This is a genomic window from Cellulomonas sp. URHE0023 (genome assembly GCF_000688475.1).
Taxonomy (GTDB): Bacteria; Actinomycetota; Actinomycetes; order Actinomycetales; family Cellulomonadaceae; genus Cellulomonas.
Genome location: NZ_JIAN01000006.1, coordinates 750,772 through 765,445 on the forward strand (window position 1 = coordinate 750,772; position 14,674 = coordinate 765,445).

At 70.9% G+C, this 14,674-nt stretch carries 14 protein-coding genes and 2 tRNA genes; 1 reads left to right on the top strand and 15 read right to left on the bottom strand.

Features of this window, described 5'->3' with window-relative positions; all coding sequences use genetic code 11:
• Window positions 1–18: 18 nt before the first annotated feature.
• The 13 genes from N553_RS22545 to N553_RS0112720 all read right to left on the bottom strand — a co-directional run bounded on the left by N553_RS22545 (window position 19) and on the right by N553_RS0112720 (window position 12,890).
• Window positions 19–1,710 (bottom strand): FAD-dependent oxidoreductase, encoded by a 1,692-nt coding sequence (locus N553_RS22545; protein ID WP_034621863.1) that lies wholly within the window; start codon window positions 1,708–1,710, stop codon window positions 19–21.
• A gap of 24 nt (window positions 1,711–1,734) precedes the next feature.
• A complete protein-coding gene (locus tag N553_RS0112665) occupies window positions 1,735–3,084 on the bottom strand; it encodes an NtaA/DmoA family FMN-dependent monooxygenase (protein WP_028046827.1) in 1,350 nt (449 codons plus the stop codon).
• Between the two features lie 12 nt (window positions 3,085–3,096).
• Window positions 3,097–3,927, bottom strand: coding sequence for an ABC transporter ATP-binding protein (locus N553_RS0112670; protein WP_028046828.1), 831 nt, complete (start codon window positions 3,925–3,927; stop codon window positions 3,097–3,099).
• Window positions 3,917–4,768: an ABC transporter ATP-binding protein gene (locus tag N553_RS22550; RefSeq protein WP_051640126.1), complete on the bottom strand. Its 852-nt coding sequence runs from the start codon at window positions 4,766–4,768 to the stop codon at window positions 3,917–3,919. The genes N553_RS0112670 and N553_RS22550 overlap by 11 nt, the downstream gene beginning before the upstream one ends.
• Window positions 4,769–4,777: 9 nt before the next feature.
• A complete protein-coding gene (locus N553_RS0112680) occupies window positions 4,778–5,635 on the bottom strand; it encodes an ABC transporter permease (protein WP_028046829.1) in 858 nt (285 codons plus the stop codon).
• A 2-nt stretch (window positions 5,636–5,637) separates the two neighbouring features.
• Window positions 5,638–6,639: an ABC transporter permease gene (locus N553_RS0112685; protein WP_081844539.1), complete on the bottom strand. Its 1,002-nt coding sequence runs from the start codon at window positions 6,637–6,639 to the stop codon at window positions 5,638–5,640.
• 64 nt (window positions 6,640–6,703) lie between these two features.
• On the bottom strand, window positions 6,704–8,245 hold the full coding sequence (locus N553_RS0112690) for an ABC transporter substrate-binding protein (RefSeq protein ID WP_028046831.1): 1,542 nt from the start codon (window positions 8,243–8,245) through the stop codon (window positions 6,704–6,706).
• Window positions 8,246–8,287: 42 nt separating this feature from the next.
• Window positions 8,288–9,640, bottom strand: coding sequence for an LLM class flavin-dependent oxidoreductase (locus N553_RS0112695; RefSeq protein WP_028046832.1), 1,353 nt, complete (start codon window positions 9,638–9,640; stop codon window positions 8,288–8,290).
• Window positions 9,641–10,063: 423 nt separating this feature from the next.
• Window positions 10,064–10,136: transfer RNA gene (locus tag N553_RS0112700), tRNA-Glu, on the bottom strand.
• An 86-nt stretch (window positions 10,137–10,222) separates the two neighbouring features.
• A tRNA-Gln gene (locus N553_RS0112705) sits at window positions 10,223–10,294 on the bottom strand.
• Window positions 10,295–10,458: 164 nt separating this feature from the next.
• On the bottom strand, window positions 10,459–10,914 hold the full coding sequence (locus N553_RS0112710; protein WP_028046833.1) for a hypothetical protein: 456 nt from the start codon (window positions 10,912–10,914) through the stop codon (window positions 10,459–10,461).
• A 58-nt stretch (window positions 10,915–10,972) separates the two neighbouring features.
• Window positions 10,973–12,226, bottom strand: a complete 1,254-nt coding sequence (locus N553_RS0112715; protein ID WP_028046834.1) for a hypothetical protein — start codon at window positions 12,224–12,226, stop codon at window positions 10,973–10,975.
• A gap of 1 nt (window position 12,227) precedes the next feature.
• Entirely contained in the window at window positions 12,228–12,890 is a 663-nt protein-coding gene (locus N553_RS0112720; protein WP_028046835.1) for a hypothetical protein, read from the bottom strand.
• Between the two features lie 117 nt (window positions 12,891–13,007).
• Here N553_RS0112720 and N553_RS0112725 point away from each other — a divergent pair, with 117 nt between their 5' ends.
• Window positions 13,008–13,235, top strand: a complete 228-nt coding sequence (locus N553_RS0112725; RefSeq protein WP_028046836.1) for a helix-turn-helix domain-containing protein — start codon at window positions 13,008–13,010, stop codon at window positions 13,233–13,235.
• Between the two features lie 10 nt (window positions 13,236–13,245).
• Here the strand turns inward: N553_RS0112725 and N553_RS0112730 are convergent, their stop codons facing one another.
• Together N553_RS0112730 and N553_RS0112735 are read right to left on the bottom strand one after the other, a co-directional pair.
• Window positions 13,246–13,767, bottom strand: a complete 522-nt coding sequence (locus N553_RS0112730; protein WP_028046837.1) for a hypothetical protein — start codon at window positions 13,765–13,767, stop codon at window positions 13,246–13,248.
• 119 nt (window positions 13,768–13,886) lie between these two features.
• The gene (locus N553_RS0112735; RefSeq protein ID WP_028046838.1) at window positions 13,887–14,642 is read right to left on the bottom strand and encodes a hypothetical protein; all 756 of its coding nucleotides are present in this window, start codon (window positions 14,640–14,642) and stop codon (window positions 13,887–13,889) included.
• Between the last annotated feature and the right edge of the window lie 32 nt (window positions 14,643–14,674).

The following is a 14,674-nucleotide window of genomic DNA, read 5'->3' on the forward strand; positions in this document are numbered from 1 at the left end:
AACCGTTTCTGTGAAGGGTCAGAGGTGGACGAGGGCTCGCTGGCCGAGCACGACGTCGAGCACGGCGTCGGCGTCCTCCGGCAGGAGGTCTCCGCGCCAGGCGACGTGGTGGTCGGGCCGGACGAGGACGAGGTCTGCGCCGTAGAGCTCCCGGACGTGCTCGTCGTCCAGGTGGACGACGGACAGCGGGACCCCGCGCTCGAGGGCGGACGCCTCGAACGCCTCGGCGCCGGAGCCACCGAGGACCAGGAGCGTCAGGTCGTGCCCGATCCGGTCGTAGAGCGTGTCCCCGAACGGGTCGATGTAGCCGTCCGGGGCCCGGTGACCCGGGCGGGGGTCCAGGGTGTACCGCTCAGCCGCCCACGGGTGATCCTCCTGAGCCTGCCCGGGTTCGTAGGCGACGACGGGTGAGTCGTCGTACCGCTCGTCGAACGTCACGCCGGGCGACGGCGAGTACTGCGCTGCGATGAGGCCACCGATCAGCGCACGCGTGGCGTCGGCCTGCTCGCTCGTGTCGGCGTCGTCGGGAACGCCGAGGCGGCGGATCTCCTCGAGCGTGGAGGCCCCGGCTTGCGAGCGTGCGAGCGCATGCTGGGCGACCCGCCGGTTGTGCGGGCGCCGCTCACGGTCGTAGGAGTCGAGAAGGGCCTCGCCGCCGTGCCCGCGCAGGACCGCGGCAAGCTTCCAGCCGAGGTTGACGACGTCGCCGAAGCCCTCGCCGAGGTTGCCACCAGGCGTGCGGACGTGCGCGGCGTCGCCCGCGAGCAGGATGCGCCCCGACCGGAAGGTGTCCGCGATCCGCGTGGCCCGGAAGAACGACGTCACGGACAGCAGCTCCAGATCGAGGTCCGTGATCCCGAACGCCGCACGCGCGGTGGCGAGCAGCTCGTCCTGGGTCGGCTCGGCGTCGAGCGGGTAGGGCTCGGAGTAGACCCGCCAGTCGGTGCTGCTGATGGCGGCCAGGAACCCTGACGCCTGCTGGTTGAACACGATGTTGACCCCGCTCGGTGCGGCTCCGACCGCGGCGGGCTTCGTGCGGACGACGAGACGGTAGTTCTTCTCGGTCGCGTAGTCCCCGGACCGTCCGACCCCCGCGAGGCGACGCACGGTGCTGCTGCCGCCGTCGGCGCCGATGACGTACCGCGAGCGCACCTCACGCCGCTCGCCGTTGCCCACGACCGTCGTGACGACGCCGTCGCCCGTGTCCTGCACGTCCTCGACGCGCCATCCTCCGGTCACACTCACGCTGTGCGCCTCGAGCCTCTCGAGGAACACCTTCTGCAACGCGGACTGCGGCCGGCGGATCGAGTCCGCCAACGAGAACGGCGTCACGCTCGACTGCGCGAAACCGCGTCGCGGCGGAGCGACCAGGACATGCCCGGCCAACGAGGTGACGAACCGCGTGCCGCGGTTCCACTCGGGCGGGAAGGTCCACTCGTCGCGGATCTGCTGGAGCAGACCCCAACGCCGGAAGAGCTCCACGACCCGGGGCGTGTGCCCGATCGCGCCTGCTCGCGCCAGCGAGGCGGAGGTCGCGGCATCGACCACCGCAACCTCCACGCCGAGTGCGGTCAGCTCGACGGCGGCGGAGAGCCCGACCGGGCCGGCACCGACGACCAGCACGTCGACCTCGCTCGGGGGCCGGCCGATGGGAAAACGGACCGTCTCGACCTCACGACCGCCGGTCGCCCGCAGGATGTCGTCGCTCATGGGTGTGCTCCTTCTCGGGCGGGGTCAGTGACCGGCCGGCGCGGGCTCGCGCAGGCGGGCGGTGGTGTGGCGGTTGTCCGGGACCGGGAGCCCGAGGTTCCCGCGCAGCGTGTCCGACTCGTAGTCGACCCGGAACAGTCCTCGTGCGCGCAGGATCGGCAGCACGTCCCCGACGAAGCGGTCCAGGTCGTCCGGCGTGCGGAAGCCCAGGTTCAACCCGTCGAAGGCATGCGCCTCGAACCACGTCTCGATCGCGTCGGCGACCGTGCGCGGGTCTCCGATGAACGGTGAGGGCGTGTACGACGAGAAGGCCAGGACCGTCTCGCGCAGCGTGAGGCTCTCCTCGCGCGCCCGTCGGACGATCTCGGCACCACGTGTACGGCCGCCGCGCTCGGCCTGCGCGCTGACATCCGGGAACGGCGCGTCCAGGTCGTGCGCAGTGAAGTCGTAGGCGCCGAATCCGCGACCGAACGCCGCGAGCTTGCGGTCGAAGTCGTTGTCCGACTCGTAGATGTCCCGCGCGGCGCGCTGCGCGTCCGCGTCGGTCGAACCGATCACCGGGTTGGCGCCGAGCAGGATGACGACGTGCTCCGGATCGCGACCGAGCGCGGCTGCCCGTGACTTGATGTCCGCGTAGTACGCCTGCTTGACCTCGAGCGTGTCCGGCGCGGTGTAGATGCCTTCCGCCACGTGCGCCGCGAGGTTGCGGCCCTCGTCGGACTGCCCCGCCTGGAAGATCACCGGCTGCCCCTGCGGCGAGCGGGACAGGTTCAGCGGCCCAGCGACGTCGAAGTGCTCACCCCGGTGGTCGAGCGCGTGCAGCTTCGACGGGTCCAGGAACCGCTCGGCGTCGGCGGGGAACGCGTCGTCCTCGTAGGAGTCCCACAGCCCGCGGACCACCTCGACGTGCTCCAGGGCCCGGCCGTACCGCGTGGCGTAGTCGAGGTGCTCCTCGAGGCCGTAGTTGCGCGACGTTCCGGTGTCGAAGCTCGTGACCACGTTCCACCCCGCACGGCCGTGGCTGATGTGGTCGAGAGAGGCGAACCGGCGGGCCACGTTGAACGGCGAGTTGTACGTCGAGCTCAGGGTCCCGACCAGGCCGAGGTGCGACGTGTGCGTCGCGACGGCGGACAGCAGCGTCAGCGGCTCGAGCCTGTTGAGGTAGTGGGGCGGGTAGGTCGCGTCGATGAACTGGCTGTCGACGATGAACAGCGCGTCGAACTTGGCGGCCTCGGCGGCCTTGGCCTGGGCGATGTACCAGTCGATGTCGATGCTGGCGTTCTTCGGGATGCGCGGGTCGCGCCACAGGTTGTGCTGGCCGGGTCCGCCCACGCCGTATGCGCGCAGGCCGAGCTTGATCTGTCGTCGGGTCATGTCAGGGTCCTCTCAGGAGACGAGCGCGCGAAGCTCGTCGCGGCGCGCTCGGTCGAGCGAGCCGGTGGCCAGGGTGGGCGCGGAGCCCACCAGGAGTCGGGTGTACTGGTGCTGGGGCCGGTTGACGATCGCGTCGGTCTGGTCGACCTCGACGACCGCCCCCTGGTACAGGACGGCCACGCGGTCGGTGATGCCGGCGACGGAGCCGAGGTCGTGGGAGATGAAGACCAGCGCGACGCCGGACGCCCGTAGGTCCGCAAGGATCTCGAGGACCTGCACCCGGTTCGCCGAGTCGAGGGCACTGACCGGTTCGTCGAGGATCACGAGCTCGGGTCCCGTGACCAGGGCGCGTGCCACGGCCACGCGCTGTCGCTGCCCCCCCGAGAGCTCACCGGGCAGCCGGTCGAGCACGTCCTCGTCGAGCCGGACGCGCGCGAGGTGCGTCCGGAGGAGGTCGGCGATCTGGGTGCGCGACGACCGCCCCTGGAGGACCAGAGGCTCCGCCAGGGAGTCCCCGACGGTGTTGTCGGGGTCGAGGCTGCGCAACGGGTCCTGGAAGACCAGCTGCACCACGCCCCGGCGACGGAAGTCGCGCCACTGACGGCCGTTGAAGCCCGTGACCGCCTCGTCGCCGATCGTCACGGACCCGCCCGAGACAGGGACGAGCCCCACAGCGGCCCGGGCCAGCGTCGACTTGCCCGAGCCGGTCTCGCCGATGATCCCGACCGTCTCGCCCCGGAAGACGTCCAACGAGGCTCCGTGCAACGCCTGGGTCCGCGAGCGCCGCGAGCCGTAGTGCACGTCGAGGTCCGTGATCCGCAGCAGCGGAGACTCAGGCGACACCGGTCAGCTCTCTCGTCTCGGCGAGCGCGGGCTGCGTCAGGAACCGGTCGAGGCCGTACCGGTTGTGCTCGTCGATCAGGAGTCGGGTGTACTCGTGCTTCGGGTCGAAGAGGATGTCGTCGGTCCGCCCTCGCTCGACGATCACGCCGTCCCGCATGACCAGCACCTCGTCGCACAGCTGCGCGACCACCGCGAGGTCGTGGGAGACGACGATGAGTGACAGCCCTGTGCGCTCCTTGAGCTCGATCAGCAGGTCGAGGATCTCGGCCTGCACGGTGACGTCCAGAGCGGTCGTCGCCTCGTCGGCGATCAGGATCTGGGGGTCGAGGGCAACCGCGGTCGCGATCAGGACGCGCTGCAGCATCCCGCCCGACAGCTCGTGCGGGTACTGGTCGTAGACGCGTGCCGGGTTGCGCAGCCGCACGGCCTCCAGGAGCTCGATCGCCTCCGCCTTGGCCAGCTTGCGGGACACGCGCTTCTTGACCCTGACCACCTCGGCGATCTGCTTGCCCACCCGGATCGACGGGTTGAGGTAGGACGCCGGGTCCTGGAAGACGGCGGTGATCTCGGTGCCGCGCAGCCGCTGCCAGTCTCGTGCGGACAGGCCGGCCACGTCCTCGCCGAGCAGGTCGATCTCCCCTCCGGACACCTCGAACCGCGCCGGGAGGATGCCGAGCACGGCCCGGCACGTCAGGGTCTTGCCGCTCCCGGACTCCCCCACGATGCCCAGCACGGCGCCGCGACGAAGCGTGAGGTCGACGCCGCGCACGAGGTCGGCACCGGTGGCGGTGTTGGTGATCGTCACGTCGCGCAGCGACAGGACGATGTCGTCGTGGGTCATGGAGTCTCCCTAGGCGGTGGCGTCGGCGGCGACGGGTGCGGGTCGCGAGAGTGCGCGGCCGGCGTCGCCGGTCACGTCCCGGATGGCGTCGGCGAGCAGGTTGAAGGCCCAGACGGTGACCATGATCAGGAGCGTCGGGACGAGCGGTGCGAACGGCTGATAGCTCAGGTACATCAGCTCCGAGGCGAGCACGCCGCCCCAGGTGGGCGCGGGCGGTTGCACCCCGATCCCGAGGAACGTCAGGCTCGAGACGACGACGAAGCCGGCGCCCATGGTCGTGGCGAGCGCGATCGACAGCGGAGGCAGGACCTTGGCCCACACGTGCTTGCGCACCACCCAGCCGACCGAGGCGCCCGACAGGAGTGCCGACTCGACGTACTGCGAACGCGACACGGTGAGCGCGGCGGCTCGCGAGACGCGGTAGAAGACCGGCGAGACGAGGACCCCGACGGTGAACATGGCCTGCGGGATGCCGTTGCCCAGCAGAGCGGTGACTGCCACCGCGAACACGAGGAACGGCAGGGCGATGAGGGTGTCGACGAGCCGCAGCGACAACCACTCGAACGACCGCCCGAGGTAGACCGAGAGGATTCCCGGCACGGCACCGACCACGAGTGCGATGAGTGCGACCTGCACCGCACCGAGGACGCTGACGGTCGAGCCGGCCAGGATGCGGCTGAGCACGTCCCGGCCCAGGTAGTCGGTTCCGATCCAGTGGGCGCTGGACGGTCCGGCCAGGACCGCGTCCCCGCCCTCGAGGGGGTCGTAGGGGGCCAGCGCGGGGCCGAAGGCTGCCAGGAACAGCACGCCGAGGAGTATCACGAGCCCCAGGCGGCCGCTCGGGAGCCGCGCGATGCGTCCGAGCATGGTCAGACCCCTCTCGCCGAGGCGGGCGTGATCTTCACGAGCGCCGTGTTGACCAGCAGGTTGAACACGACGACGACGACGATCGAGACCACGAGGACGCCCTGGACCGCCGGGACGTCGCCGCGCTGCGCGGAGTCGGCCGCGTACTTGCCGTAGCCGGCGAGACCGAAGATGGCCTCGGTCACCACGGCCCCGCCGAGCAGGTTCGGGAACTTCATGCCCAACACGGTCAGTGCCGGGCCGACGCCGTTGCGCAGGACGTGGACGAAGAAGATCCGCCGCGGTCCGAGACCGCGCACGACGGCGCCGACGACGTAGTTCTCGCGGTACGCCCCGATCAGGCCGGAGCGCAGCTGGCGTGCGACGTCGGCGATGGTGTCGAAGCTGATCGCCAGCGCGGGCAGCCAGATGTGCTCGAACCACGGTGTGACGCCCTGCGAGATCGGCACGTAGCCGGCCGACGGGAACCAGCCCAGGCTCACCGCGAACACCGCGACGAGCGCGATGCCCACCACGAAGGACGGCATCACGGAGATGACCGTCGTGAACCCGGTGATCGCACGGTCCACCCAGGTGGTCTGCCACAGGGCGGCGACCGTTCCGAGTGCGAAGCCGATCGTCACCCCGATCAGGAGTGCGAGGCCGGCGATGGACAGGCTGATGATCGCGCGACCGAACAGGGCCGACGAGATGCTCGTCCCGTCCACCCAGCTCAGGCCGAGGTCACCGTGCAGGACGGAGGTCAGCCAGCTCCAGTACTGCGTGAGGAACGGCTGGTCCAGTCCCCACTGCGCCTCGAGCTGCGCCACCTTCTCGGGCGTTGCGGACTCCCCCAGCTGCAGGTGCGCCGGGCTGAGCCCGCTGAGCTGGCGCAGCCCGAACGTGATGAACGTGCCCAGGAAGAACACGGGGACGAAGACGGCCAGCGTTCGGCCCAGACCACGCGAGATGCCGTGCGTCCGCGCCCAGCCCTGGACGTGAGTCGTGGTCGTGGTGGTGCTCATCAGGGTCCCCTCCTCTCGGGTCGACGGCCGGGGCGCGTTATCAGGCGCGCCCCGGCGGGCGTTGCTACTTCTCGGCGACCGTGACGCCGGTCCAGTGCACCTGGCCAGGGATTGCCGGCAGGTCGGAGACCCGCGGGCTCTTGACGAAGATGTTCGGCTGGCTGTAGGTGAACACCAGCGCCTGGCTCTCCAGCCCGGCACGTGTCGCTGCCTGGAGGTTCTTCGCGTAGTCCGGTGAGTCGAGCGGGGTCTGGCGGGCCACCGCGATCGCGGCGTCGAACCCCTCAGGGACGTACGGCGAGGACAGGTTCAGCGGGCCCTGCGGACCGAAGTGGGCCGTCAGGGTCTGCACCGGCGACTCGCGGCCCGTCGTGCCGTAGAGCGACAGGGCGAGGTCCTTGGCGAAGAAGGGCGTGGCCCAGTCCGGCTGCACCTTGATGTTCACCGTGATGCCCACCTCGGCGAGCTGGGACTGCACGATCTCCGCGGCGGGAGACTCCGCCGGGATGACCAGGTCGACCGAGATGTCGTTCGGGTGGCCCGCCTCGGCGAGCAGCTCCTTGGACTTCTCGGGGTTGTACGGCCAGAGGTCCTCGGACTCCTTGTCGTACGCGATGTACCCGGCAGGGAACGGCTCCGCCGTGGTCGAGCCCGTGCCGAACGTGACCTTGTCGACGAACTCCTGGCGGTCGATCGCGTACCTCACGGCGTCGACGACCTTGGGGTCGTCGAACGGCGGCTTGTTGATGTTCAGGCTGATGTTCGACGCGTTGTAGCCGGGCTGCTTGACGACGTCGAGACCTGCAGCCTCGGCGGCCTTGACCTGGCTCGGAGCCAGGTAGGCGAAGTCGAAGACGCCCGTCTGGATGCCTGAGACGACGGTCGCGGGGTCCGGCGCGGCCGACAGGTCCACCTCGTCGATGTGGATGTGCTCCGCGTCCCAGTAGTTCGGGTTCTTCACCAGGACCGCGTGGGAGCCCGTGACGAGCTCCTTGACGATGAACGGTCCGGCGCCGACGGGCGAGGTGTTGAGCTTGGCCGGGTCCTTCGCAGCCTCGGGGCTCGTGATCTGCGCGACGCGCTGACCGAGCAGGAGCGGGAGCTGGTAGTCCGTCTGCGTGAGGTGGACCACGACGTCGGTGTCACTCGCCGCGTCGACCGACGCGATCGAGCCCAGGTCACCGTCGAGCGCCGAGTTCTCCTGCGTCTTGGCGCGCTCGAGGTACAGCTTGACGGCCTCGGCGTTCACGGGTGCGCCGTCGCTGAACGTCAGACCGGGGCGCAGGTGGAACGTCACCTGGTCGCCGGCCTCGTTGTAGTCCCAGCTCTCGGCGAGCCCCGGCTGGGCCACGCCGTCCTCGTCGATGTTGGTCAGCGAGGCGTACGCGAGCGACAGGATCCGGAACTGTGCGCCGCTGCCCGAGACGACCGGGTCCCAGTTCGCGGGGAAGTCGATCGCCCACCGCAGGACCTGCGGCTTGTCGGGGTCGGGCGTGTGGGAGGCATCGGCCGGGGCGGCTCCGCCGGCGGTCCCGCCGCAGGCCGCGAGCACGAGCGATGCGGCGACTGCGGTGGTCAGGGCTGCGGCTGTTCTGAGTCGTCTCATGGAACTTTCCGTGTGGGGTGGTGGTTGCTGTGGACGTTCTGGTCAGACGAGGGAGGGCTGACGCTGCGCCTCGCGCGCGACGGCGTGCACGTTCTGCGGGACGGGCAGGCCGAGGTTCCCGCGCAGGGTCGAGGACTCGTACTCGCTGCGGACCACCCCGCGCTCGCGCAGGATCGGAAGCACCTCGTCGGTGAACCGCGCGAACTCGCTGGGCACGCTGGTGTGGATGTTGAGCCCGTCGAAGGCCCGCCCCTCGAACCAGCGCTGGATCTCGTCGGCGACCGTGAGCGCCGAGCCGACGAACGGCGACCGGCGCCTCGTCGAGACGGCCTCGACGGTCTCGCGCAGCGTGTACCCGTTCTCCTTGGCGAGCGCCTTGATGCGGTCCGCCTGCGTCTTGAAGCTCCGGTCGCCGAGGTCGCCGACCTCGGGGAACGGCGCGTCGAGGTCGTACTGCGAGAAGTCGTGCCAGCCGAACGGCCGGCCGAACTCCGCGAGCGCACGCTCGAAGCTCTTCGTGCCGAGGATCGCCTGCTCCTTGGCGCGGGCGTCCTCGTCGGTGTCTCCGATGATCGGTGAGACGCCCGGCAGGATCAGGACGTGCTCCGGGTTGCGCCCCTGAGCGGCGGCACGCGCCTTGATGTCCTGGTAGAACGCCTGGCCGGCCTCGAGGGTCGGCGCGTGCGTGAAGATCGCGTCGGCGATGGTCGCGCCGAGGTCCCTTCCCTCGTCGGAGTCGCCGGCCTGGAAGATCACCGGCTGCCCCTGCGCCGAGCGCTCGATGTTGAGCGGCCCGACGACCGAGAAGTACTCGCCCTTGTGGTTGAGCTGGTGCTGGCGCGACGGGTCGAGGAAGACCCCGTTCTCCTTGTCGCGCGGGAACGCGTCGTCCTCGTAGGAGTCCCACAGGCCCTTGACCACGTTGACGTGCTCGAGCGCGCGGCCGTAGCGCGTCGCGTAGTCGAAGTGCTCGTCGCGGCTGTAGTTGCCCGCCGTCCCCCCGTCGCCCGTGGCGACGACGTTCCACCCTGCGCGACCCCCGCTGATCAGGTCCAGGGACGCGAACCGGCGCGCCACGTTGAAGGGCTCGTTGTACGACGTGGTCAGGGTGCCGACGAGCCCGATGTTGCTGGTGCTCACCGCGAGTGCCGACAGCAGGGTCAGCGGCTCGAGCCGGTTGAGGTAGTGGTGCGGTGAGTCCGGGGTGATGAACTGGCTGTCGACGATGAACACGAGGTCGAACTTGGCGGCCTCGGCCTGCCGTGCGCGCTCGATGTACCAGTTGATGTCGACGCTCGCGTTGCCGGGGATCTCCGGGCTGAGCCAGGTGGCGTGCTGCCCCGGGCCGCCGACGCCCATGAGGACGGCGCCGAGCTTGAGCTGACGAGTGGTCACGATGGAACTCCCTGGGTCGGGTGCGTACTTCGGGATGCGCGCATCAGTGACGCCCGGCTGCTCGCGGCAGGCGGGTGTCGATGGATGTGCGGGGGGCCCACGAGGGCGGGGGTCGGCTTCAGCCGACGGGCAGCACGGCGCGCGTCAGAGACACGCGAGGGTGATGCCGGACGCCGCGTCCAGACAACGACACGCACGCGGCACGACGACCAGCGCAGGGCTGGTCAGCGCCGTGCGGCGCGGGTCGAGGCTGGGGACCGGAGTCATAGGACGAGTCTGCTGTCAGGTGCCCGGCGCGTCCAACGACGCCTCGGCATCGTCATCGATCAGCAGCCGTACTCGATCGTTCAGCACGGCCGGTGTGGCGCTGGTCCTCCGGGAACGAGAAAAGGCCCGGTCACATGGACCGGGCCTTTCTCTACGTACCCCCGACCGGATTCGAACCGGCGCTACCGCCGTGAGAGGGCGGCGTGCTAGGCCGCTACACAACGGGGGCCTATACGCTGCGAGGCCCGAGGGCCTCGCTTGCGATTGAACACTTTACCCGATCCACCACGGTGGACCGAATCAGCGGTGTCAACGCTGGGGTACCAGGACTCGAACCTAGACTAACTGAACCAGAATCAGTCGTGCTGCCAATTACACCATACCCCATGGGGGTATAACGCCCGACCCTCGTCGGTCGCCTGGCGGGGCGAACCTACGTGCAGCCGGACGTCGTACCGGCGGTGAACACTACCCGGTCGCGGGGACAGGGTCCAACCAGGTGGCCGCACCGTGACGAAGGCCACGGCTCCGGACCGAGCCGGACGACCGGCTCAGCGCGGTATCGCACCCAGCTCCGACGCGTCGTACCAGAGCAGGTCGCGCTCGTCGAGGCGGTCGATCGCCGCGTCGTCGCCGGTGATCGCCGCGTCGACGTCGGCACCTACCCCGGGCTCGTCCACGTGCACGCACGCGATGTCCTCGAGGTCGACGGCCCGCAACAGATCCATCGCGCTCGGGACCTCGTCGTCGTCGACCAACGCCCGGACGTCCTCCTGCGACACGTCGACCGACACCACGAGCCGCGCGCGGGGGGCGCCGGGCAGCTCACCGAGCAGGGCGAGCGAGTCGTCGGCGGCCGCGAGCTGCGCCGCGAACTCGAGGCCTTCGTCGTCCTCGTCGGGGAACATCGCCCGAAGAGCCGGCGTCACGGCATGCACCCGACGCGGCGTCAACGGGCCTGCCGCGGGCTGGATCTGGTCGAGGGACGCGGGGAGGTAGATGCGCACGCACCCAGTGTGCCCGTCGCCGGGCCCATCGGTCGGCTCCCGCGCGGCCCGCAGGGTGTCAGCCGGCGACGGCCGGCCGCGCCACGGGCGCCAGCATGGAGTCCACCTGCACCGCGACGGCCGCGAGAGCGCGCCTCGCCGGAGAACCCGGCGCGACCTCGCGCAAGGTGCGCGCCTCCAGCAGTGCTGCGTCGAGCGACGGCCGGTCGTCCGGCACGAGGTGCACGTCGGTCACCCCTGCGTACCGCGCGAGGGCCTGCTGGACCGCCTCGCCCGGGTGGGCACCGGCAACCGAGGCACGCACCCGGTTGACCATCACGATCCGCGTGCCGCCCAGACCCAGCTCGGTCAGCTCGCTGAGGCCACGCACGAGCCGCTGGACCCCGACCGGGTCCCCCGAGCCGACGACCAGGACGACGTCCGCAGCCTCGAGGGCACTGAGGGTCGCGGCATTGCGACTCGGGGCACGGGTGTCGTAGCTCAACAGCTCGTCCTGCTCGAGGTTGAAGCCGCAGTCGATCACGGTCCACTCGGCCAGCGAGCGCGCCACGCCCCAGACGGACTCGAGCGACGACGACGGCAGCTCCGCCCAGCGGTCGGCGCGCGAGATCCCGGACAGCACCCGCAGGTCCGGCGAGATCAGGGGCGTCAGGCGCGCCAGCGTCACCAGGTCGAGGGTGCCCTGTCCCGCCGCCCGGGCAGCGGCGGCGATCCCCGGTGCCTCGTCGAGCATCCCCACGACCTGCGCGACGCACCCCCCGTACGTGTCGGCATCCACCAGCAGCGTGCGGCGACCCGCAGCAGCCAGCTCCGCGGCGACGTTCACGGCGACCGTGGTCCGGCCGGGCGCCCCCGTCGGACCCCACACCGCGACGACCAAGCCCGCGGCAGGACGCACGACCGGAGCGTCGTCGGGCGGCGCCCCGGCAGCCTGGGAGGTGCTCGCGGCGTCAAGGATCGCCAGCGCCTCGCGGACGACCGAGCCGGCCGCATCCTCGTCGTGCGGTTCCATGACCACCAGGTCCGCGCCGAGGGCGGCGAGCCGCTCTCCGATCCACGGGCGCGACAGGTCTCCGACGCCGACGACGCGGACCCCGGCCCGGTGCAGAAGGTCCACAGCCTCCCTGTCGAGCAGGTCCAGGTCACCAGAGACGACCGCGAGCCTGCCCAGACCCGCCTCGGCTGCTGCGAGCAGCTCCGTGAGGTCGGCACACCGTCGCGTCACGCTGAGGCGGCCACCCGTGCGCTCGAAAGCCTGCACGATGATCGACTCAGCAGACCCGTGCACCGCGCACAGCACCCCGACCGACACGTCAGCCACCCGTTCCCGGCACGGGGACGACGTCGAGCGTGCCGTCCGCCGAGAGCGCCGCGAGGATGTCCGGCAGCTGCGCGCTCGGCACGAGCACCTGGACCTGAGTCCCCCCACCGACGCTGAACGCACTGTCCGGCGTCGTCACCTCCGAGACGACGAGGTCACGCGCGAGCTGCCGAGGCTCGGCCGGTCCTTCGTTCTGGCCGGACGCCGGCGTGGGCGTGAACCAGAGGTCCGCCTGCGCGCCGACGGTCACGTCCTTGGACGGCACGTGCTCCAGCGTCACCGACACGGGGCGGAGGTCGAGATCGCTCGCGTCACCGACCGCCGACGCCGGGACGAGCTCACCGCGGCCGACGACCCGTACGACCACCGCGTCGGTCAGGGCCTCGTCGGCACGCAGGTAGTGGTCGAGGTTGACGGTGCCCAGGCGGACATCCACGACGACGAGCTGGCTGGCCTCGAGCCGGTCCCCCGGGACCAGCGCGACGCGCGACACGTACACCGGCACGGTCGCCTGAGCGGTCCGCACCACCCACGAGCCCAGCAGGACGGACGCCGCCACCATGGCGATGCCGGCGAGCAGCCGCGGGTCGCGCCAGCCGGGTCGGCGCAGCCGAGCCGCGACGGGCGCGGGCAGATCGATGACGCTGGTGTCCATGACTCCCCTGTTCGTCGGCAGACCTGTGCATCCTGCCGTCCGGACGGCCCCGTGCGGGCGAGAACAGAGCATTGTGGACAAACCGGTTGCTGCGCCGGTGCGTGTCAGACTGCGGTCATGCCTTCGCGGTTCCTGACACTCGCGGACGTCACCGAGGTGCTCAACATCTCGGCCCCGCAGGCCTACGCCCTCGTGCGCTCCGGCGACCTGCCGGCGATCCAGATCGGTGGTCGCCTCCAGTGGCGCATCGAGTCGGACGAGCTCGAGAAGTACATCCAGCGGATGTACGAGGAGACACGAGCGCGCAACTCGTCGGACGCCACCTCCTCCGCCGACGCCGGCTGAGGCACTCGGCTCAGGCCTCGTGCACCACGCGTAGCCGCTCGAACGGCACCGACCACGACGCACGTCCCTGAGTGCCGAGCTCGACGACGTCCAGGTGATCGGCTCCGACCCGGTCGATGCGTCCGATGAGCTCGGACCCGCCGGCTGCGACCCGGACCCCTACCCTGTCGCGCGACAACGCCCGCAGCACCTGACCGAGCCCCAACCGGGACTCGACGACGCCGGGGGGCGGCGCCGAGTCGGTCGCGAGACCTTCGACCGCGGCCACCGCCGCGAGCGGAACGAGAGCTCGTCGTGCCGGTGCGGCCAGCAGCAACCACTCAGGCGCCGCCTCCAGCACTGTCCCGTCGACAGGCTCGCCACCCTCGACCCGGACACGCAGCCGCTGCCCGACCGACGCCCGGAGGCGAGCCGAGAGCATCACCGAGCCGCGTTCCGCCCGGGCCAGCTCCGAGACGTCAGCGCGCAGGTCCGCCAGCCGACCCGCCGCGAGCTGGGCCTCCATGTCCGCGAACAGCTGTTCCCACCGCATCCGAGAACCGTAGGCGACGCTCGTCGAGCCCGTGGTCAGGCACGTAGCGGGAAGACCTCCGGGAAGCGGCCTCGGTGTACCGCCAGCTGGGGCTGGTGCTCGTGCGCGGCGCGCGCCGGTCAACCGGTGCCGGAACTCAGGCGGATGGCCCGAGCGAGGGTCGCGTCGAAGGCGGAGGGACTGGTGAGCACCACCCATCGGCACGAGCCTCGCGGCAAGCCGTGCTGTGCCGCGACGGCATCCCGAGCCGCGCGCAGGGACAGGCGTGCCAGGACCCCGGAGAGCACGAGACCAATGACGGCCACCGCAGCGACGGCCAGCCCGACCGGTGCACCGTCGGCGCCCGCGAAGCCGAGTGCGGTCGGCACCATCACGGCGAAGACGATGGCGACGACGACCGCACGCGAGAACCGTGCCAGGTGCTGGGCTGCTTCGGGCCCCAACCTCCCCGCCCAGCGAGTCTCGATCCTCGGGTGGGGCGAGCGCGGGACCGCACTGACCCAGCGGCGCGCCGAAGGAGTCCGCAGGAGCACGAGGGGGCCCGCTCCGGCGCCCCAGACCACCACCGCGACGACTGCCGAGGACGGTTCGCGCTCCACCCACGAGGCGATCGCTCCCCACACGGAGACGGCAACGACGATTCCGAACGCCCACCTGAGGCGCCCGGGGCGCCCCCATCGCCACAGGTCTCTCGCGCCGAGCACGAAGAGCGACCCGAACCCGACCAACGCCATCGTGAGTACCAGAACTCCGCGGGCTGCGAACTGGTTGCTCACCGCGTCGACGTGGGACCACAGCGCCGGCAGGAGGACGACAGCGGCGCCGGCCACGAGCGCGGCCAGCAGCAGGGCCCACACCACGACGGCCCTGATCACGCGTGGTCTGTGACCGGTCCGATCAGGAGGAT